Annotated in this window: 20 protein-coding genes; 6 read left to right on the top strand and 14 right to left on the bottom strand. The window is 39.2% G+C overall.

Annotated elements, in window-relative coordinates; genetic code table 11:
- Positions 1-40: 40 nt before the first annotated feature.
- From murG to mraZ, 9 genes are all read right to left on the bottom strand, one after another.
- The gene (murG, locus tag ABGT15_RS01315; protein WP_367229612.1) at positions 41-1,135 is read right to left on the bottom strand and encodes an undecaprenyldiphospho-muramoylpentapeptide beta-N-acetylglucosaminyltransferase; all 1,095 of its coding nucleotides are present in this window, start codon (positions 1,133-1,135) and stop codon (positions 41-43) included.
- Positions 1,136-1,183: 48 nt separating this feature from the next.
- On the bottom strand, positions 1,184-2,512 hold the full coding sequence (locus ABGT15_RS01310; protein ID WP_367229611.1) for an FtsW/RodA/SpoVE family cell cycle protein: 1,329 nt from the start codon (positions 2,510-2,512) through the stop codon (positions 1,184-1,186).
- Positions 2,513-2,581: 69 nt separating this feature from the next.
- Positions 2,582-3,913 (bottom strand): UDP-N-acetylmuramoyl-L-alanine--D-glutamate ligase, encoded by a 1,332-nt coding sequence (gene murD / locus ABGT15_RS01305; protein WP_367229610.1) that lies wholly within the window; start codon positions 3,911-3,913, stop codon positions 2,582-2,584.
- A gap of 1 nt (position 3,914) precedes the next feature.
- Positions 3,915-5,138, bottom strand: coding sequence for a phospho-N-acetylmuramoyl-pentapeptide-transferase (gene mraY / locus ABGT15_RS01300; protein ID WP_367229609.1), 1,224 nt, complete (start codon positions 5,136-5,138; stop codon positions 3,915-3,917).
- Between the two features lie 80 nt (positions 5,139-5,218).
- A complete protein-coding gene (locus tag ABGT15_RS01295; protein WP_367229608.1) occupies positions 5,219-6,682 on the bottom strand; it encodes a UDP-N-acetylmuramoyl-L-alanyl-D-glutamate--2,6-diaminopimelate ligase in 1,464 nt (487 codons plus the stop codon).
- The gene (locus ABGT15_RS01290) at positions 6,679-8,679 is read right to left on the bottom strand and encodes a penicillin-binding transpeptidase domain-containing protein (RefSeq protein WP_367229607.1); all 2,001 of its coding nucleotides are present in this window, start codon (positions 8,677-8,679) and stop codon (positions 6,679-6,681) included. The genes ABGT15_RS01295 and ABGT15_RS01290 overlap by 4 nt, the downstream gene beginning before the upstream one ends.
- Positions 8,670-9,014: an FtsL-like putative cell division protein gene (locus tag ABGT15_RS01285; protein WP_367229606.1), complete on the bottom strand. Its 345-nt coding sequence runs from the start codon at positions 9,012-9,014 to the stop codon at positions 8,670-8,672. The genes ABGT15_RS01290 and ABGT15_RS01285 overlap by 10 nt, the downstream gene beginning before the upstream one ends.
- Before the next feature lie 3 nt (positions 9,015-9,017).
- Entirely contained in the window at positions 9,018-9,914 is an 897-nt protein-coding gene (rsmH, locus tag ABGT15_RS01280; RefSeq protein ID WP_367229605.1) for a 16S rRNA (cytosine(1402)-N(4))-methyltransferase RsmH, read from the bottom strand.
- Positions 9,901-10,371 (bottom strand): division/cell wall cluster transcriptional repressor MraZ, encoded by a 471-nt coding sequence (mraZ, locus tag ABGT15_RS01275; protein WP_367229604.1) that lies wholly within the window; start codon positions 10,369-10,371, stop codon positions 9,901-9,903. Before mraZ ends, rsmH begins: the two co-directional genes overlap by 14 nt.
- A gap of 422 nt (positions 10,372-10,793) precedes the next feature.
- Here mraZ and ABGT15_RS01270 point away from each other — a divergent pair, with 422 nt between their 5' ends.
- Entirely contained in the window at positions 10,794-11,549 is a 756-nt protein-coding gene (locus tag ABGT15_RS01270) for an alpha/beta fold hydrolase (RefSeq protein ID WP_367229603.1), read from the top strand.
- 135 nt (positions 11,550-11,684) lie between these two features.
- On the top strand, positions 11,685-12,302 hold the full coding sequence (gene yihA / locus ABGT15_RS01265) for a ribosome biogenesis GTP-binding protein YihA/YsxC (protein ID WP_367229602.1): 618 nt from the start codon (positions 11,685-11,687) through the stop codon (positions 12,300-12,302).
- Positions 12,303-12,382: 80 nt separating this feature from the next.
- Here yihA and gldC read toward each other — a convergent pair whose 3' ends face one another.
- Both gldC and gldB read right to left on the bottom strand, forming a co-directional pair.
- A complete protein-coding gene (gldC, locus tag ABGT15_RS01260; RefSeq protein WP_367229601.1) occupies positions 12,383-12,718 on the bottom strand; it encodes a gliding motility protein GldC in 336 nt (111 codons plus the stop codon).
- Positions 12,718-13,677 carry a gliding motility lipoprotein GldB gene (gene gldB / locus ABGT15_RS01255; protein WP_367229600.1) on the bottom strand — a complete coding sequence of 320 codons (960 nt, stop codon included), beginning with the start codon at positions 13,675-13,677 and terminating at the stop codon, positions 12,718-12,720. The genes gldC and gldB overlap by 1 nt, the downstream gene beginning before the upstream one ends.
- 88 nt (positions 13,678-13,765) lie before the next feature.
- Between gldB and nadE the strand changes: the two genes are divergently transcribed.
- Both nadE and ABGT15_RS01245 read left to right on the top strand, forming a co-directional pair.
- A complete protein-coding gene (nadE, locus tag ABGT15_RS01250) occupies positions 13,766-14,572 on the top strand; it encodes an NAD(+) synthase (protein WP_367229599.1) in 807 nt (268 codons plus the stop codon).
- Positions 14,573-14,650: 78 nt separating this feature from the next.
- Complete coding sequence (locus tag ABGT15_RS01245) at positions 14,651-15,280, top strand: LuxR C-terminal-related transcriptional regulator (RefSeq protein WP_367229598.1); 630 nt, start codon at positions 14,651-14,653, stop codon at positions 15,278-15,280.
- On the opposite strand, the gene dnaG is transcribed toward ABGT15_RS01245, so the two are convergent.
- Complete coding sequence (dnaG, locus tag ABGT15_RS01240; RefSeq protein ID WP_367229597.1) at positions 15,277-17,253, bottom strand: DNA primase; 1,977 nt, start codon at positions 17,251-17,253, stop codon at positions 15,277-15,279. The genes ABGT15_RS01245 and dnaG overlap by 4 nt on opposite strands.
- Before the next feature lie 185 nt (positions 17,254-17,438).
- On the opposite strand from dnaG, the gene ABGT15_RS01235 reads away from it, so the two are divergent.
- Both ABGT15_RS01235 and ABGT15_RS01230 read left to right on the top strand, forming a co-directional pair.
- Positions 17,439-18,869, top strand: a complete 1,431-nt coding sequence (locus tag ABGT15_RS01235; protein ID WP_367229596.1) for an MBOAT family O-acyltransferase — start codon at positions 17,439-17,441, stop codon at positions 18,867-18,869.
- Positions 18,870-19,802: a hypothetical protein gene (locus tag ABGT15_RS01230; RefSeq protein WP_367229595.1), complete on the top strand. Its 933-nt coding sequence runs from the start codon at positions 18,870-18,872 to the stop codon at positions 19,800-19,802. It begins immediately after the preceding gene.
- Between the two features lie 55 nt (positions 19,803-19,857).
- Here the strand turns inward: ABGT15_RS01230 and ABGT15_RS01225 are convergent, their stop codons facing one another.
- Together ABGT15_RS01225 and ABGT15_RS01220 are read right to left on the bottom strand one after the other, a co-directional pair.
- Complete coding sequence (locus ABGT15_RS01225; RefSeq protein ID WP_367229594.1) at positions 19,858-20,964, bottom strand: hypothetical protein; 1,107 nt, start codon at positions 20,962-20,964, stop codon at positions 19,858-19,860.
- Between the two features lie 34 nt (positions 20,965-20,998).
- Positions 20,999-21,694, bottom strand: a complete 696-nt coding sequence (locus ABGT15_RS01220; RefSeq protein WP_367229593.1) for a hypothetical protein — start codon at positions 21,692-21,694, stop codon at positions 20,999-21,001.
- Positions 21,695-21,727 lie beyond the last annotated feature (33 nt).

Below are 21,727 nucleotides of genomic sequence, written 5' to 3'. Positions count from 1 at the left end.
TTTAGGTTCTTAGGCGCTAAGGCACTGAGTTACTAAGGTTTTATTTTATCAACTTTACAATTTCGTCGACGATGTCTTTGGTTGCATTGGGTAAAGCCAACTGTTTTATATTTGCACTCAGTTGATTTTGCTTTTCATTGTTGGAAATCAAATCCTGAAAAACCGTTTCAAACTGCGTGTCTAATTCTGATTCTTTCAGCAAAAGCGCACCGTTTTTATCGACTATAGCTTTAGCGTTTTTGGTTTGATGGTCTTCGGCTACATTGGGCGACGGGATAAAAATCACCGGTTTCCCTACGATGCACAATTCCGAAACGGAAGAGGCTCCGGAACGGGAGATTACCACATCGGCGGCAGCGTACACCAAATCCATTCTATCGATGAACGACAGCACCTGGACATTTTCTTTATCGTTAAAATGCTTGTACTCCTCGAAATACAATTTCCCGCATTGCCAGATAATCTGAATGTTTTGTGACAACAGAAAATCAAGTTCTTTGGCGATAAGTTGATTGATTCTTCTCGCGCCTAAACTTCCGCCTAAAACCAAAAGTGTTTTTTTGGAACCATCGAGCTTAAAATACTCAAGTGCTTCGCTTCTTTTATCTGCAACGGAAATCAAATCCTGGCGCACCGGATTTCCGGTCAAAATCATACTCTCTTTTGGGAAAAAGCGTTCCAGATTTTCGTAAGCCACACAAATTTTATTCGCTTTCTTACTCAACAATTTATTGGTGATGCCCGGATAGGAATTCTGTTCCTGAATTACGGTTGGTGTTCCCATCATGGAAGCCACTTTTAAAACCGCACCACTTGCAAAACCTCCGGTTCCGATTACCACATCCGGTTTAAACCCTCTCAAGATCCCAAAAGATTTTGCTAAACTCGAAACCAGCTTTAACGGAAACATCGCGTTTTGCAACGTCAGCTTTCGTTGAATTCCCGCAATCCACAATCCTTTAATCGGGTACCCTGCTTGTGGCACTTTCTGCATTTCCATCTTATCGCTGGCTCCTACAAAAAGGATGTCGGCTTTCGGGAAACGGTTTTTCAATTCGTTCGCAATCGCCACCGCCGGGTAAATATGCCCTCCGGTTCCTCCTCCGCTGATTATGAATTTTGGATTATCTTTCATCTGTTTAAAGTTTCTGAAAACCTTCTTTATTCTTTGTTCTTTGTTTTATTACTCCTTTCCCAACACTGCATTCATTGGATTATTGGATTGGTCTTCAATAGAATAATTATCTTCTTTTTTCGCTCTTTCGATGATTTCATCAATTTCATTTTTCTTCTCTTCCTCCAAGGCTACTTCCCTATCGATGATTCGCTGTAAAGCCTCATCTCTTTGTTTTGTTTCGGCCTCTATTTGAGCAATTTCTTCTTCTTTTTTCGTCACACTTAAAATGATTCCGATGGCAATACACGTCATCCAAATCGAGGTTCCCCCGCTACTGATTAACGGCAAGGTTTGACCTGTTGTGGGCAACAATTCAACCGCAACACCCATGTTCGTAAACGCCTGAAACACGATTGGAAACCCGAGCCCGACAATCAGTAGTTTTCCAAAGAGTGTTGGTGCTTTATGTGAGGCAACCAAAAACCGGAAAAACAACAACAAATACAATCCCATTATGGCAAATCCTCCAAGTAAACCGTATTCTTCAACAATAATGGCAAAAATAAAATCGGAAGACGACTGTGGTAAAAAGTTTTTCTGAACACTTTTTCCAGGGCCTAATCCGTATACTTTACCTGAGGCAATGGCTATTTTCGCCTTTTCTATCTGATAATCATCCTCATTCGGCACATCGGAACTGAATCGTTCGATACGGGACATCCAGGTATTTACACGACTGGTTAATTTGTTATCCGGAAAAGCCTTCGCCACTAATACAAACATTAGCAAAGCGGCAATTCCCAAACCGATAATCGTAAACAAATACTGCAAACGGTATTTTCCCACAAAAACCAACATACAAACCATGGAAAACATTAAGGCTGCCGTGGAAAAATTGGCCGGCAAAATTAAACCAATTATTGCAAAAACCGGCATCCATAATTCAATAAATGACGATTTAAACGTATACTCCTTATCCTCAATCTTTGAGAGATAACGTGCCACATACACCATCATTACAATAAAGGCAAAAGCAGAAGGTTGAAATGACACACCTACAAACGGAATTTTCAACCAACGACTGGCATTTGCGCCACCAATGGTAGTTCCCTGCAGCATGGTAAAACCAAGCAAGGCAATCACCAAGGGCAACAACCACCAGGAAAATGCCTTGAAATAATGATAAGGTGTACGATGTACGAAATAAATAAAACAGAACCCGATAAATACATGCACCAAATGCTTAATTAAGTGTCCAACGATAGACCCATTCCCTACTACATACACCAAATTCGTACTGGCACTAAAAACCGGCATAAAGGAAAATAGCGACAACAGGGCCACGAATGCCCATATACCTTTGTCTCCTTTTAATTTTCCTATCAGCTCTTTCATTTCTTTTGAGTTACTGAGTTGCTGGGCTTCTGAGTTTGCCAGTCAACCTCGTCTATATTCTGATTCTATCTACAAATTCTGAACAGCGTTTTTAAACTGTTTCCCTCTGTCTTCATAATTTTCAAATAAATCGAAACTTGCACAAGCTGGCGACAATAAAACCGTATCGCCTTTTTCAGCCATGCGTTGCGCTATTTTCACCGCTTCAACCATACTAGCTGTTTCGACCATAACATCTACCACTTCACCAAAAGCCTGCATAATTTTGGAATTGTCCACGCCTAAACAAACGATTCCTTTTACTTTTTCACGCACCAACGGCATCAACTCACTGTAATCATTTCCTTTGTCAACACCACCAACAATCCAAACGGTTGGTGTATTCATGCTATCCAAAGCAAAGAATGTAGCATTAACATTAGTTGCTTTAGAATCGTTAATGTATTGCACATTCTGGATTTTCAACACTTTCTCCAAACGGTGCTCCACACCCTGAAAGTTGGACAAACTCTCGCGAATCGTATCTTTTCGAATACGCATTAATTGTGCCACCGTAGTAGCCGCCATTGCGTTTTTCACATTGTGTTTTCCTTCTAAAGCTAGTTCGTTGATTGGCATGGTAAATTCTTCGTTGTTAATGTTAGTTGTTATGTTGTTGTCGTCTGCGTAAGCGCCTTCTTCGTATTTTTTCAACAGTGAAAAAGGAATTTTTTTGGCTCGTATTTTGTTTTCAGAAAGCCATTTCACGATCGCTTCATCTTCATCATCGTATACAAAATAATCGTCTTCGGTTTGGTTTTTCGTGATTCGGAATTTGGCAGCGATGTACAAATCGTAATCGTAATTGTATCGATCCAAATGATCCGGGCTAATGTTCGTCATCACAGCAATATGCGGACGATAATTCACGATGCCATCCAACTGAAAACTGCTCAATTCCAGCACATAGGCTTCGTACTTGTTTTCAGCGATTTGCCAGGCGTAACTTTTCCCAATGTTCCCTGCAATACCTACATTCATTCCGCCTTGTTTCAGCAAATGATGGGTGAGCATCGTCGTAGTCGTTTTCCCGTTACTACCCGTGATTCCGATAGTAACCACATCAGTAAACTGACTTGCAAATTCAATTTCAGAAATGATAGGAACGTTGTTCTTTTTAAGATGCTTTACGATGTTTGATTTATCCGGAATTCCCGGGCTCTTCATCACCACATCCGCATTCAGGATTAAATCTTCCGTATGCTGTTTTTCTTCCCACGGAATCTGATTTAAAATCAACACTTCTTTATAGTTGTTCTTAATCTCTCCGTAATCGGACACAAAAACTTCGTATCCTTTTTTCTTTCCGAGAATGGCAGTACCTACACCGCTTTCCCCTCCGCCTAAAACTACTAATCGCATCTTATCTCAGTTTTAGTGATACTAGTGAGAATATGGCTAACAGTATGGCTACAATCCAGAATCGGGTTACGATTTTACTTTCGTGGTAGCCTTTTTTCTGGTAATGATGATGCAAAGGCGACATCAGAAAAATGCGTCGGCCTTCTCCATATTTATTTTTGGTGTACTTGAAGTATGCTACCTGAAGTACTACTGATAAATTTTCGGCTAAAAAGATTCCGCACAATACCGGGATCAACAACTCTTTACGAACGGCGATAGCCAAAACTGCAATGATCCCACCAATGGTTAAACTTCCCGTATCTCCCATAAACACAGTCGCCGGATACGCATTATACCAAAGAAATCCGATGAGCGACCCCACAAAGGCCGCTATGTAGACCGTCATTTCTCCGGAATTCGGGATGTACATAATGTTCAGGTAATTTGAAAAAATGATATTACCCGAAACGAAAGCAAATATCCCGAGGGTGAGCACCGAAATCGCAGATGTTCCAGCTGCCAAACCGTCAATACCGTCGGTTAAATTTGCTCCATTGGAAACCGCTGTGATGATAAAAATCACTACCGGAATAAAAATCAACCAAGCGTAATCTTTGTAATCATCTCCTGCCCAAGCCAGAATTTCAGCATAATCAAATTCGTTGTTTTTAAAGAAAGGAATGGTAGTAGCCGTTGATTTTTCCTCCTTCGCAACCGCTGTGATCACAGTTCCTTCTTTAAAAATATCCGTTGTAGAAGTATCGGTTCTAACCGTAACACCCGGATGAAAATACAAAACCGAACCCACGATAAGTCCTAATCCAACCTGACCAATTACTTTAAACCTGCCTTTTAAACCTTCTTTATCTTTTTTGAAAATTTTGATATAGTCGTCGATAAAACCGATAGTTCCCATCCAAAGCGTAGTCACAATCAGTAAAACCACATAAATATTATCGAGTTTTGCCAATAGCAGTACCGGGATTAAGGTGGAGAAGATAATAATCAAACCTCCCATAGTTGGTGTTCCCGCTTTTTGCGTTTGCCCTTCCAAACCTAATTCACGAACGGTTTCTCCAATTTGCTGTTTCCTTAAATAATTAATGATGCGTTTCCCGTAAATGGTGGAAATCATCAACGACAAAATAATGGCCAATCCGGAACGAAAGGTAATGTACTGGAAAACCCCAGCTCCGGGAACATCTAGTGTTTGATGTAAATATTCGAAGAAATAATACAGCATAATCTTTGGTTTTTGGTTATTGTTAGATTCTGACTGGCGGATAAAAATTCATCAACTGCCTACGGAATACTTAGTACTACCTACTTATTTAATTGTTCTAATAACTCTTTTACAATTTTCATATCGTCGAAATCGTAACGTACGCCCTTAATTTCCTGATACGTTTCATGTCCTTTTCCGGCGATTAAGACAATATCACCACTCTGTGCCAATTGACAAGCGGTTTTAATGGCTTGTTTTCTATCAACAATGGAAAGTATTTTCTTGAAGTTCTGCCCTTCCACACCTTTTTCCATATCCTCAATAATAGCTTCCGGCTGTTCGCTTCTCGGATTATCGGAAGTAAAAATGGCTTTATCACTCATCTCGGAAGCAATTTTAGCCATAATTGGGCGCTTGGTTGTATCACGATCTCCTCCGCATCCAACTACAGTAATCAACTGTTCGTTTTTAGTACGGATGTCTTCAATGGTCTTTAACACATTTTCCAAAGCATCCGGCGTGTGTGCATAATCTACTATTGCCGTAATTTTCGATTCGGACACAATGAATTGGAATCGTCCTGAAACACTTTCCAACTCACTTAGCAGCCGTAAAGCCTCCTGTTCTTCCATGCCCAATTGCACTGCAGCACCGAAAATCGCCAATAAATTATAGGCATTGAACGAACCAATCAAACGTACCCAAACTTCCTGATCGTTGATTTTCATCAGTAAGCCGGATAATTGGTTTTCCAAAACCTGCGCTCTGTAATCAGCATAGGATTTTAAAGCGTATGTTAACTTTTTGGCTTTGGTATTCTGAAGCATAACGGCTCCGTTTTTATCGTCGTTGTTGGTGATGGCAAAAGCGGTTTTCGGCAAATTGTCGAAATAGGATTTCTTCACATCGCGGTATTCGGCGAAAGTTGCGTGGTAATCCAAATGATCATGCGACAGATTCGTAAAAATTCCGCCTGTAAAATGCAAACCTTCCGTTCTTTTTTGATGAATGCCGTGTGAACTCACTTCCATGAAACAGAAATCACATCCGGTTGCAACCATTTCACTCAGATAATAATTTATCGTAAGTGAATCCGGTGTGGTGTGTGTGGCTTTGTATTCGGTTTCATCCACCAATATTTTCACCGTGGAAAGCAATCCCACTTTGTAACCCGCATTTTTAAACAATTGGTATAACAAAGTTGCGATCGTTGTTTTCCCATTTGTACCGGTTACCCCCACAAGTTTTAAATCGGTAGATGGATTTCCGTAGAAATTAGCGGCCATAAATGCTAATGCACTGTTAGTATTCACAACTTTCACATACGTAACACCTTCGATAATTAAGCTTGGCATGTCTTCACAAACGACAACCGTTGCACCGAGATTAATCGCTTTTTCAATAAAATCATGACCATCCGAAACCGTTCCTTTGATGGCTACAAAAATGTCGTTCGAAACAATTTTTCGGGAATCGAATTCGATTTTATTCACCTCGATATCGGTCGAACCTTTTACAGCTTCGAGGGCTACCTTATATAATATGTCTTTTAAAATCTTCACGATAATTCCAGTGTTATGATTTGATTTTTTCTAAAAACCTGTCCCGGTTGAATGGATTGCTGCTTCACTCTTCCTACTCCTACTACCTTAACTTTCATTCCGAAATTTTCAAGCATCGCTACCGCATCCATCCCTGTCATTCCTTTTACATTAGGCACTACGCTTTCTTTTTTCTGAACTTTATCGTAATAAGTCGCATAATTTTTCTCTTGTGTTTTATAGCGAACATTCAGTTTTTTGATTTCGTTAGTCGAAGGAACATCCGTAAAAATCTTCTGAGCGATTCTTTTGAAAACCGGCCCGGCAACGTCGGCACCGTAATACCCTGCTGCCACGTTCGGTTTGTGCACTACAACAACACAGGAATATTTCGGTTCGTCGGCAGGAAAGAAGCCTACAAAAGAAGAGGCATAGTACATTTTTTCATCCCCTTTATGATAATTCATCTGAACCGTTCCGGTTTTACCCGCCATCGAAAAATCTTTAGAATACAATTTCGAACCGGTTCCTTTTTTCACCACGTTTCCTAAAACTGCTTTAATTTTAGCCAAAGCATCATCCGAACATATTTTTGGGTTGATTACCTCTTTGTCGAATTTTTTAATGGTCTTATTCCACTCTTTGATCTCACGAACAAATTGTGGTTTCACCATTTCACCGTTATTAGCCACAGCATTGTACAAGGTTAACGTTTGCAGTGGTGTCATGGAAACACCATATCCAAAAGCCATCCAGGGAAGTGAAATGGCCGACCATCTTTTATCACTCGGCTGCGGAATATAAGGCACTCCTTCTCCTTTAAATGGCAGCCCCAACGGTTTGTTTAACCCCAATCCGTTAAGTCTGTTGATAAATTGCTCCGGGTTATCTTTGTAGTTTTCATAAACCGCCTGAACCAAAATCGTATTGGACGACAATTCAAAACCACGCGCTAAGGATATCTTCCCGTATCCTTTTCCGTTTGAATCACGAACAGGTCTACCTCTATAAGTGATCGTACCGCCTTTGGAATCATACACTTTACTGGTATCTACTTTTTCGTCATCCAAAAGCGCAATCAAATCAACTAATTTGAAGGTTGAACCCGGTTCGTGCGATTCCCTGATAGCATAATTATCCGTTTCATAATAATTACCGTCCACATTATCCCTTCCTAAATTGGAGATCGCTTTCACCTCGCCGGTTTTGGTTTCCATTACTACTACACAACCGTGATCGGCCTGATAATGCTCTAATTGTTTTAGCAACGCATGGTGAGCGATATCCTGAATGTAAACATCAATAGTGGAGATAATATCGTAACCATCTCTTGGCTCGATTTCATTATTATCACTAATAGGTTTCCATTGATTTTTTGCAATTTTCTGCATCAGACGACGGCCGTCTTTCCCATTTAAATAATCTTTAAAAGCCCATTCAATTCCTTTACCGTCACTGCGTTTATCATCGTATGTTCTTTCATAGCCAATGGTTCTGGCTGCAATTCTGCCGATGGGATGTTCGCGTACCGTTTTCTGTTCGGTAATCATACCACCTTTGTAAGCACCTAAATTGAACAATGGAAAACTTTTAATACGCATGTATTCCGTATAACTCTGCTTTCTGGCCAACAGATAATACCTGTTTTTATTAGCTCTTGCTTTTCGTAATTCCGATTGAAAATACCCAGAAGATTTTCCTAAAACTAACGCCAATGAATCTGAAAGCGGTTTGATGTTCTTCTCAAAATTTTCCGCTGAAGGCGCTAAAGCATCAAAACGGATGGTATAATTCGGAATTGATGTTGCCAACAAACTGCCGTCTGCTGAATACACGTTTCCTTTATTAGCCGGAATCACGAAATTTCTAACAGTTCGCTCTTTAGCCAGTTTACGGTAATAATCACCTTCCACCCATTGGATGTTAGTCAATTTAACGGCAACAGCCACCGAAACCGCAAAGATCACGAAGGCTACCAGATAAATTCTATAAGATGTATTTTTTCCGTCTACTGCCATAAATTCTGCAGGATTCCTTTATCTTCTTTTATTACTCTTATTTTTTTGGGCGGAACCGAGGAAGGCAAAATCCCTTTGGGTTCCATTTCTTTTGAAATTGTGGATTCCATTTTTAGCTCCATCAATTGGGAACGACGGTCTACAAACTCAGATCGCAATTCTTTCACTTCATTGGTCAGCTCTGTAATCCGATAGGTTTTCTGTTCGTAACGATGGGAATTCCCGATCATCACCATAGCCAGCAATATCAAAAACACAATGAATTTCCAATTTTTCAACGCATCGTCGTCAATCAGAAATTTTGCTTTTAATAAACTGTACACACCACCTTTCATAGCCTATCTTTTTTCTGCGATACGCAATTTAGCACTGCGGGCACGGTTGTTTTCTTTGATCTCCTCTTCTGACGGCACAATCATTTTTCCAATCAACTTGAACGGCACTTCATAACGTCCGAAAAAATCACGCTCAGGCTCTCCATCAAACATGCCGTTTTTCATAAAGCGTTTTACCAATCGGTCTTCCAAAGAATGATACGAAATCACACTAAGTCTTCCACCCGGTTTCAATATCTCTAAGGACTGTTCCAAAAATTCTTTCAAAACATCCATTTCCTGATTTACCTCAATACGGATTGCCTGATAAATCTGTGCTAAAATTTTATTGCTTTTGTGTGCCGGTAAAAATTTCGAAAGCACTTTTTTTAATTGGTCTGAATTTCGGATAGGCTGTTCTTTTCTCGCAGTCACAATAGCATTTGCCAAACCTTTCGCCGTGGTCAATTCACCGTATTCTGCAAAAATTCTTCGCAAATCCGCCTCCTCATATTCATTCACCACATGATAGGCACTTACTTCACTTTTTTGGTTCATGCGCATGTCCAGCTCGGCATCAAATCGTGTTGAAAAACCGCGTTCTGCCACGTCGAACTGATGGGAAGAAACCCCGAAATCCCCCAAAATCCCATCCACTTCTCTTACACCATGAAAGCGAAGAAAACGTTTAATAAATCGGAAATTTTCATGAATTAAGGCAAAACGCTCATCATCAATCGCATTCGCCAAAGCATCCTCATCCTGATCGAAGGCAAACAGCTTTCCGTTCGGCCCCAAACGACGCATAATTTCTCTCGAATGCCCCCCGCCTCCGAAAGTCACATCCACATACACTCCATCCGGCTTGATATCCAAACCATCCACCGTTTCTTTCAGTAAAACAGGATTATGATATTCCATTCGTATTGTCGTTTAAATCACCCATTACTTGTTCCGCCAAATCTGCAAAGTCCATATCATCTCCAGAAATAGCCTGCTCATATAAATCTTTGTCCCAAATTTCCACGATGTTCACTTTAGAAGTCAACACCAAATCTTTTGAAATTTGCGCAAAATCAATCAAATCTTTCGAAAGCAACAAACGACCAGCATCATCAATATCCACCATCTTCACACCCGCCATAAACTTGCGAATGAAGTCGTTGTTTTTCTTATTGAAGCGATTCAAACCATTGATTTTCTTCATCATAAGATCCCATTCCGATTTTGGCCAAAGCTCTACACACTTATCAAAAACAGAACGCTTCAACACAAAACCATCCTCCAAAGAAGGCAATTGCTTCTTCAGCGGAGCCGGCACCATCAGCCTTCCTTTTGCGTCGATTTTACACTCGTATGTCCCGATAATATTCGTCAAACGAAACGGTTTTTGAATTGATTTAGAACAAAAGTACAGTTTTTTTTACCACATTTTACCACAAATTCCCACTTTGTTGATAAGTTTTTACACCAATCGCTTCATTCGTAAGAAAATCTGCTAATCCACTCATTCTTAATATTTAGGAAATCTTAAGTATTTTAAAAGAATCATCGAAAATTGTGTAACGAAATTCCAAAATCGGTTGCATTTTTTAGCAATTTTAAAAATCCCCAGAAATACGGCATTCAAAAGATTTTAATATGAAAAATGTTGATAATTAGACCTTTAAATTAACCTCTGGCAAAAAATCAGTTTTAATAAGAAACTATTTTCGATTTTCATTTTGAAAGCTTCCTATTTATGGATAAAGTCATATATTTGTCTGATTTTGATATTGGAAAATTATACACCAAAAACACATGTTAAAAAAAGAAGGCAAATACAGATATTTTGAAGCTGGAGAAGGCACGCCTATCATTATTTTACACGGTCTGATGGGAGGCCTGAGCAACTTTGACGGTGTTGCAGATTTCTTCCCAAAACACGGTTATAAAGTTGTCATTCCGGAATTGCCGTTATACACCAATAATATTTTAAAAACGAATGTAAAAGCATTTTCAAAGTTTGTAAAAGACTTCATCACATTCAAAGATTTCGACAAAGTTATTTTACTTGGAAACTCGCTTGGAGGACACATTGCTTTATACCATACTAAAATGTATCCGGAAAAAATGGCCGGATTAGTAATTACCGGAAGTTCCGGATTGTACGAAAGTGCCATGGGAGAAAGCTATCCAAAAAGAGGGGATTACGAATACATTAAAAAGAAGGCCGAAGATGTTTTTTACGATCCGAAAGTGGCTACCAAAGAAATTGTAGACGATGTATATGCTACCGTTAACGATCGCATCAAACTACTAAAAACCCTTACCATAGCCAAAAGCGCAATTCGCCACAATATGGCAAAGGATTTACCAAAAATGCAAACACCAACCTGTATTATCTGGGGAAGAAACGACATTGTAACACCTCCTGATGTAGCAGAAGAATTCAAACGATTGTTACCGAATTCCGATTTATACTGGATTGAAAAATGCGGTCATGCTGCCATGATGGAGCGCCCGGACGAATTCAACCAACTGATGCTGGAATGGCTTAAAAAATCGAATTTATAAACTAAGAAGTTACAGGCAACTGTAACTTTTTAAATTTCATGTACCTGTGAAATCGCAACAAAAAAACTTTGCATTTGCAAAAACAATAATAAAAAAGCGATACCATATGTCCAATTTAAAAAATAACAACGTCATATGAAAATCAATACTGCAGAGTTCGTTATCAGTAATTCCGAAGTGAGTAAATGCCCGAAAGAACCACTTCCGGAGTATGCTTTCATTGGACGTTCCAACGTAGGAAAATCTTCCCTGATTAACATGCTCACCAATCATAAAAGTTTAGCTAAAACTTCAGGAAAGCCGGGAAAAACGCAATTAATCAACCACTTTAAAATTAATTCCAACTGGTTTTTAGTGGATTTACCGGGATATGGTTATGCCAGAGTTTCCAAAAAAACCAAAGAAACTTTTCAAAAATTCATCACGGATTATTTTGAAAAACGCGAACAACTGGTATGTGCTTTCGTTTTGGTTGACATCCGCCACGAAGCCCAGAAAATAGACTTGGAATTCATCACGTATTTAGGAGAAACCGGCATTCCGTTTTGCATCGTTTTCACCAAAGCCGACAAAATCAGTCGCGGAAAAATCGATCAGCATGTAGCAGCGTACCGAAAAGCTTTACTCGCCAACAACTGGGAAGAAATGCCGCAACACTTTGTTACTTCTTCCACAGAAGAAACCGGAAGAGAGTCGTTATTGGAATTTATTGATCAGATCAATCAGGATTTATTTAAAGACAGTCCTTTATAACAAACACAAAGCCACGAATTCACAAATCATTCACATAATAAATTCGTGAATTCGCGGCAAAAGTATTCCACAAAAAATATTTACTTCTTCAATTCCAGTTTTTCAGCAAAATAATCACAGAAATCACGCATGGTTGCCGTCATTTTCTCGTCTTCTGTTGCACGGTGAAAGGTATCTGCCATAGCTACTAAAGTCTGATGAAAAAACACTTTCATCTCATCCACCGGCATATCTTTTGTCCATAAATCAATACGCAACGTTTCTTGTGTTTTACTGTCCCAAATGGACAACAACATCGCTTTAGCTTCTTCTGCATTAACACCTCCGTCTTTGGCTGTCCAGGTTAATTTTTCCGGCACACGGTTTTCATCCAGTTCGACAGTAAGCTTTATTTCGGATTTAATTGTTTTTGACATTATTTTTTAGGTTTGTATTTAGAATTATCAAAGATTTGTTTTGCATCGGTAGCCAACATTTTCTGCATGGTCACGTCGTTGTTTTTCATGTAAGAACGGACAATCTGCCAGCCGATCCATTGTCCGATACGCCCCGGTGATTCGTTATCAATTTCAAGATAAAATTTGGAATACGGCCCAACCGCAATAAAACGCTGCATCAATTTAGTATCGGTATCAAAAAGCAATTTATTTTCGATAAAATAACGCCAGATCTCCTCTTCATTTTCTTTACACCATTTAATCTGATCGTCTGTATATTCCATTTTAGCTCCATCGGTCGTTTCCGGCAGCAGCATATCCTTCATATACAATTCCTTTCCGAAATAAACCATTTGCGCTAACAAAGTACGATCTGTAGGTGGCGCAATTTTACCTTGTGAAAAGTTAGCAACCAAATCCGGCATCATTTGCGAAGGTTCAAACCCTTGACGTTGGTATTGCGGAAAACCCTCATAAAAACGGTGATTTTTACCAAGGTACGTATCCAGAGAAAGCAACACCAAAGTATCGGCGTAAATAGCTTTAGCATCGGTATCCACTTCAGAAATCAAGGTAATCACTTTAGGCGTCTTGTATTCCGGATAATAATATTGAATACGTTTAAACAAATCCTCCAGATCATTCTCAAAAGCGTCATTATTCGGATATTTTTTCTTTACTTCTCCGTACAATTCCTGCAACAGCGGATTATTCAGCTTATTCGTCCAAACCGTATCCGGATTTCCCTGAGGGAAGAAAAACGGATATTTACTTTTAAGTTGGGCTAAATCTTCAGGACTGGACTCGTAAAACAGTTTATCAAAACGCTCGATAGTTGTTTCTACAGGAATAGCTTCAACAGCCTCCGTTACCTTATCTTCTTTTTTACAAGAAACGGCAAAAGCAGCAAAAGCAAAAAGCATCAAACACTTCTTCATAGTTCTTTAATCAAAAATTTATACTTTTATGGCTAAAAAATTTGTCACAAATATACGGTACAGTTTTATAAAATCTTCATAAATAATCATGACACAAGCAAAGACTTTTCAAGCAGATAAAATAAACGCCCTTATTGTTAACTGGCTTCGCGAATATGCAGCAAACGCAAAAGTAAAAGGTTTTGTTGTGGGGATTTCCGGAGGAATTGACTCTGCTGTAACCTCTACCCTTTGTGCACAAACTGGATTACCCACCTTATGTGTGGAAATGCCGATTCACCAACACCATTCACAAGTATCCCGTGGCCAGGAACATATTACACAATTAAAAAACCGTTTTGATAATGTATCGAATGTAATTGCCGATTTGACACCTGTCTTTGAAGCCTTTAAAACCGAGGTTCCCGATTCGGAAAACGAAGCCACCTTAAATTTAACATTAGCCAACACCCGCGCCCGCTTACGCATGACAACACTTTATTATTTTGCCGGATTAAACTACGCACTTGTGGCAGGTACCGGAAACAAAGTGGAAGATTTCGGCGTAGGTTTCTTTACAAAATATGGCGATGGCGGTGTAGACATAAGCCCAATTGCCGATTTGGTGAAAAGCGAAGTACGCTTTCTTGCCAAATATCTTGGAGTTCCCGAAAGCATTATAGCAGCCAAGCCCACGGATGGACTCTTTGGTGATGACCGCAGCGACGAAGATCAGTTAGGAGCAAGCTATGACGAATTGGAAAAAGCAATGAAAGCGATGGAGGAAGGCATGACCGAAAACAACTTTTCGGGCAGGGAAAAAGAGGTCTTTAATATTTATAAGAGACTGAATACCAACAACCAACACAAGATGACCCCTATCCCCGTTTGCACTATTCCAGACGAATTGAAATAAATTTCTTATCATTGATTATCAGTATATTGTATTTTTTTAGTAATTTTACAGACTATTACTATTAAAAATCTACGAGAAATGATTAGAGTGTGTTTAGCAGACAACCATCCTGTGGTTCATCATGGGGTGAAATCCTACTTTAAGGACAGTTCTACTGTGAACTTTGTGGGAGTGGTTAGTAATTTAGATGACCTGGATGAATTACTAAAGAAAAAAGCCGTGGATATTGTTGTCTTGGATTTAGAATTGGAAGGATTAACCAGTATTAATCTGGTAAAATCACTAATCAGAGAGTATTCCGACAGCAAATTTGTGGTTTTTACCAATTTAGGTGAGCAAATTTATGCTCCAAATGCCTTGAAAGCCGGTATTTCGGCTTATATCCATAAAAATTCCAAACTGGAAGATTTAGAAAATGCCATTAAAAAAGTAAACGAAGGCCATGTAGTTTTCAGCGAAGCTGTTAAGAAAAACCTGGCTTTATTAAACAAAGGCAAAAAATCAGATCGTTTATACCGCAAATTATCTTCGAGAGAAATCGAAGTGTTGCGTTATTTAAGTGACGGTAAGAAAAACAAAGAAATTGCCAAATTACTGACGCTTAACGAAAAAACCATCAGCACGTATAAATTACGTTTGTTAACAAAATTACATGTAACGAATTTGGTAGACTTAGTAAACAAAGCCAAAGCTTTAGAAATCGTTTAACTATAGCGGGACATTACTCTACCTAATTTGGACGAAAACGAATTAATCAGTTTGTAGTACTCCATCGCCATTGTTAGGGTTTCGGAGTTATCTGCTTCAGGTTCGGCAGACAAACTGTTCTTTAGTTCGCTGATAATCTTATCCACTAAAAACCAGCGTAAAGTCAATATTGTTTCAGAAACATATTGGCTTACCGTTTGGTTTTTTTGTTTTACGATGATTTGCTGTCCCTCCCAATTGTGAAGCAAATCGCGTTCTTCTTCCATCAATATATGCGTTACCTCCTGAGCCAGTTCAGGCTCTAAACGCATTAAATATTGCTCCAACTCAAAAGTTTCATGCTGATGAAAGTAATTCACCAAATCATTATAAATAGCACGAAACAAAGGATTGGCCAACTCCACCTCATCTTCTTGCAAACTCAGATAAATACGTTGGTATACTTTATAGGTATTCAGTTCTTTTACCTCAACAGCTTCTCCGTCTTCATTAGCTTTTAAAAGCACATCTTCAAACTCCTCTTCAACAATTCCGTACAACAATAAAATCTCTATGATTTTACGCTCCAACTCATACAGTACATCAATCTTGGCATTTACCTGTTCATGCTCTGTTTTGACAACCTCAAAAGCTTTTTGTTCTGTTCTTAGCTTCTTGCCCGCTTCCTGTATATCTTTATGAAGCAGTTGCGCCAAGGTATTGAACAACACATCTTCGGAAATATCCATGATGCGGGAACATTCCTGGATGTAAATTTCGCGCTTGATCTTATCCGGGATTTTAGACACGCTGGTCACCATATCGCGAATCAGCTCTGCTTTTTTGATAGGATCATTTTTAGCTTCCTTCATCAACAATGAGGCTTTGAACTGGATAAAGTCCATAGCATTATCATTCAGATAGACAACCAATTCATCATATGGTGTTTTCTTGGCAAAACTATCCGGGTCTTCACCATCAGGAAAAGTACAGACTTTTACATTCATCCCTTCTTCCAAAATCAAATCGATTCCGCGGATGGACGCCCGCAATCCTGCAGCATCTCCATCGAAAAGCACCGTTATATTTCGGGTCAGACGATTCACCAACCGAATCTGATCCGGTGTTAACGCGGTTCCCGAAGACGCGACCACATTTTCAATCCCAGCCTGATGCAACTGAATCACATCGGTATAACCTTCCACCAAAAAACAATTGTCGAGTTTGGCAATGGATTGCTTGGCATGATAGATTCCGTATAAAACTTTACTTTTATGGTAAATTTCACTTTCCGGTGAATTGACGTATTTCGCCGCTTTTTTATCGTTGGTCAGAATACGACCTCCAAAACCCAAAATACGTCCGGACATACTCTGAATCGGAAACATCACACGCCCTTTGAAACGGTCGAACTGCTTGTCTTCTTTAACGATAGTCAGTCCGGTTTTGTCCAGATATTCCAATTTATAACCTTTCCCAAGCGCCTCCATAGTGAAAGCATCCCAGGCTTCCGGAGAATAACCCAAACCAAATTTCTCTATGGTATCTTTGGTAAAACCTCTTTCTTTGAAGTACGAATAGCCAATTGCTTTTCCTTCATCGGTATTTAACAACGTAGAATGGAAATATTTTTGCGCAAATTCCGAAACAAGGTACATGCTTTCCTTTTCATTGGCTTCCGCTTTGGCATCATCCGTTATTTCGGTCTCCTCAATTTCAATGTTGTATTTTTTGGCCAGATAACGAATGGCTTCCGGATACGAAAAATGTTCGTGCTCCATTAGGAAAGTCACTGCATTTCCGCCTTTCCCGGAACTGAAATCTTTCCAAATCTGCTTGACAGGCGACACCATAAAAGATGGCGACTTCTCATTGGAGAACGGACTCAGACCTTTCAGATTGGACCCTGCGCGTTTTAATTGCACAAAATCACCAATAACCTCCTCAACCCGGGCGGTTTCAAATACAGTTTCTATAGTGTTTTGTGAAATCATTTTCGGCAGCAAAGTTCCAAAGATACAAAGTTCCAAAGTTTAAATAGAATTTCTATGCTTTTTCCTCAAACAAATAACGAAGCACTTTCCGTTACAGAAGTTTTTACAAAAAATCGCATCTAAAAAAGTCATTTATCCGATTTACCCCTAAATTTACCACTGAATTAAAAAGACCAGTCAGCCCAATGCTATTCAACAAAATAGAATTCGCCCTTTTTTTTCCGATTGTCCTGATTTTGTATTGGTATGTTTTCCGTAAAAATCTCAAACAGCAAAATATTTTTTTACTGGCGGCAAGCTTGTTTTTCTTTGGTTGTTTTGACTGGCTTTTTTTAATTTTATTGGTCTTTTCCATCGGATTGGATTTCATTGTTGCTCACAAAATTCACAAGTCACGTGAGCATAAAAAAGCGTGGCTCTGGTTTTCGATAATCGTTAATTTATGTTTCCTCGGTTTTTTCAAATACTTTAATTTTTTTATTGATAATTTTTCGGCCCTCCTTTCCTTTTTCGGATTGCAAAGCAACAATTGGTCGCTGAAAATCATATTGCCGGTCGGAATTTCCTTTTATACTTTTCACGGTCTTTCCTATGTGATTGATGTGTACAACGGAAAAATCAAACCCGTAAAAAGCCTGATCGATTATTCGCTGTTCGTAAGTTTCTTCCCGTTACTGGTGGCCGGCCCCATCGAAAGAGCCACACATTTGTTGCCGCAAATTCAAAAAAACCGGGATTTTAAATATTCGAATGCCGTTAGCGGTTTAAGGCAAATTCTGTGGGGTTTGGTCAAGAAAATTATTATCGCTGATAATTGTGCCGTGTATGTCAATCAGGTTTTTGAAGGCCCTTCTGAGTATTCCGGGAGTTCGTTGGCCATTGCCGCAGTTTTGTTCTCCTTTCAGATTTATGGGGATTTTTCAGGATATTCCGATATTGCTTCGGGAACAGCCAGAATGCTTGGGTTCGAACTTCTGAAAAACTTCTCCTTTCCTTATTTTTCAAGGGATATTGCCGAATTTTGGCGCCGATGGCACATCTCGTTGTCGAGCTGGTTCCGGGATTATGTTTACATCCCGTTAGGAGGTTCCCGAGGTTCAAAATATGAAAGCATCCGAAACGTTTTCATCATTTTCCTGTTGAGCGGTTTTTGGCATGGTGCTAATTGGACTTTTATTTTTTGGGGCTTATTGCACGCTCTGTTCTTCATTCCACTGCTACTGACCGGGAACAACCGAAGCAACCTGGACATCGCGGCTCCAACCGACATAAAAGCTGGCATACAAACCTTTTGTCAAATAGGATTTACCTTCACACTGGTTACTTTTGCCTGGATTTTTTTCAGAGCGGATTCTTTGACTTTTGCTTTGGACTATATAAAGTCAATGGCTTCTGCTTCCTTTTTCAGCTTTCCGGAAATATTCCCCAAAACCGTTTTGGGCTATATCTTCCTTTTTATAATGGTGGAATGGTACGGCCGAAACGATACGTATGCCATTGAAAAATTCGGATTGACGTGGAGAAGACGTTATCGCATCAGTTTTTATTATCTTTTAACCCTGATTGTACTTTATTTTTACGGAAAGGATTTTCAATTTTTATATTTTCAATTTTAGATGAACAAGCTATTTATCAAACTGTTTTTATACCTGCTGCCGATTGCCGTCGTCTTTTTGTTTTTTGAGGCTTTTTATCGGTTTGCGGAAAATGACTACAGCCTGAAACATCGCCTGATTGAAAAAAAAACAGACAGCACAAAAGTCCTTATTTTTGGCAATTCCCATCCTTTTTACGGCTTGAACCCGCATTATTTTGACAAGCCAACATTCAACTTATCACACATTAGCCAAACGCTTTATTTTGACAAACTTTTGTTCGACAAACACATCGATCAGTTTAAAAACCTCGAATGCGTAATTCTTCACATTGAATATACCACCCTGAGTGAAATCGTCAATACCGATGAAAACAACTGGCGCAAATACTATTACGAAAGTTATATGGATTTGGACGTTCCTTCCATTGGCAAATACGATTTCAACCGGTATTTTTTATCTGCAACCCGAAATGTCAATACCAATGCAAAATTTGTCTGGCGCTATTTTCAGGAAGGGAGCTGGACACATTGTGATGAAAACGGGTTTGGCACGAATTATACCAAAGAAAAAAGCAGGCCGATTTTTGAACGGGAAGCCTTAAAAAGAGCAACAGCTGTTGAAGACCATCGGATAGATTTCACCGACAATACCAAACGAGTACAGGCCATAATCGACAAATGCAAGTCAAAAGGCATACAGGTTATTTTACTGACCTTACCGGTTACCGACTATTTTTCTCAAAATGTCAATCCGAAAAAAGTGGCCAAAATGATCAAAACGTGCCACATTTTAAAAGCGTCAAATCCTAACGTAAACTACCTCAATTTGTTTACTGACTCTCGGTTTGGCAAACACGATTTCTACGACAGCGATCATTTAAACACGGAAGGCGCCGTAAAAAGTTCTAAAATAGTGAATGCGTTTGTCAATCAAACCGTTAACAAACAATAAAAAAGCGCCTCTTCTGAAGCGCTTTCTTAAAACGTATTGCTAACTAACCCCGCGCTTAATTGAAGTCGAAACGAACTCCTAGAGCAACGTTGTTTTGTTTTACCGGATTGTCTTTAAAAACGTCATTTAAATCGTATTTCAGATACAAACTGGTTTCTTTCCATCCAATGTAAGTACTTACGCCGTAAACAAAATCACTGGTATTGAAATCACCTTTTTCTTTCACTTTAAAATCATTACCATCCTGTTCGAATTTAGTAATTTGCTTCGACTTGACATTAACCCCGGCATAACCTCCCAACCCAACACGCAAACTTTTATGGGTTCTGAAATAAGTCGTTCCGTCGTCTTTAACTTTTTTAGGCGAAAGATCGAACTCTAAATGCACCGGAAAAACTAGGTTGACCATTCGGAAACGCGAATCTTTCAGCTCGATTCCGGAAGTCGCCAATTCCGTCTGATTGCCATTTCGCACAAAATAACGGTTATCGGTTGGTCTTAAATTATTATACATTAAGGAAACCCCATATTTGGCATGCAACAGGTTGTGATTTTTGAAGATTCGGGTATTGTAAGTCACTCCCCATTCGTAGTAATGTGAACCCCAAACCCTGAAATCCGATTTTTCCAAATCTTCATTTTCCGTAACTACATTACTTAAGCCCACTGCAAAAACAAATTGTGATGTTGTTCTTTTTGATTTTTTTTTCTGATAGTCTTCATCGCCTTCGTATACTTTCATAGCCAGTAAATCAATTTGTGTTTGGTTCTCCCCAATTTTATCAGTATCACCACCCAAAACAATTGACGTTCCACTTCGTTTTCGTATGGAATCGTTTAGTTTTATTTTACCATCTACTTTGTCCTGAATTAAGGTGTTCATTTTTTCCTGCTCTAGAGCCACGCGTTGTTCAATTTTTTTTGCATGAATGTTGGCCAGGTCGATTTTCATGGCATCGGCTTCCTGCTGCGTCAATTTGCCTTCGCTCACACGGACATTGATATCATTTAGCTGATCTTTCAAGGCCTGTTTTTCCTCCGTCGTAATGTTTTCAATATTCTGAGCAATCACTTTGGCGCGTTGCTCAAAAGTTTCCTGTGCGGTCAATTTGCTCACAAAAAGACACAAGGCTACCGCTACATAAAAAATAATTTTCTGCATGATTTAAAAATTTAACTGTTCGATTTTTTGATTGTTACTCGTAATTCCTATTGACTACAGCCGTTTTGACTGTTTTAAAGTTCTTCTTGATTTTATCAAAAGTAGATTCCCTGAATTCCTGATTCAATTCCCCTTCCACAGAGGACAACAATGAATTGGCGCTTACCTTTACTTTCGGTTTTTCTTTTGGAGCCTCGTTTACGGCCAACATTTGAGATGCTTCTACAATGTTTTTTTGAATTTCAGGTTGCTCATCCGATTTAGAAACAACACCCTCTTCCTTCACAATCACCTTATTCTTAATCTTTTGCCTTACAGCTCCTGAATTCTGAATCTTTACCTTATTAAAATTATTCTGCTGATATACTGCAACGGTTTCCGGATGGTTTTCTTCTGTAATATCAAAACGGCCTTCATTTTCTGTAACGGTTTCTTTTATAGTTTCCGATACGTTATTAAGTTCCGATTCAGTATCATTAACGACAACGCTTTCATTTGTATCCATCGGGAATGCCTTATTGTTTTTTTCCTGATTCACGAGGAAAAACCCCACACCTAAAAAAACAACTACACTGGCCGCCACGTATAACCAACGGTAATTGCGTTTTGGCTTTTTGTCCTCGACCACCGAAAGCATCGCATCCAACCTGTCCCAAGCAGCTTCAGAAGGCTGAATTTCCCTTGCATTCAGCATTTTTCTGAACTCGTCTTCCATTTTATTCGGTTCCATATTAATCAGTCTTTTTTATTGTTTTATATTGGT

Origin of the sequence: Flavobacterium enshiense, assembly GCF_040750275.1 — a bacterium.
GTDB classification, from domain to species: domain Bacteria; phylum Bacteroidota; class Bacteroidia; order Flavobacteriales; family Flavobacteriaceae; genus Flavobacterium; species Flavobacterium enshiense_B.
This window is presented reverse-complemented; position numbering and strand designations above follow the sequence as displayed.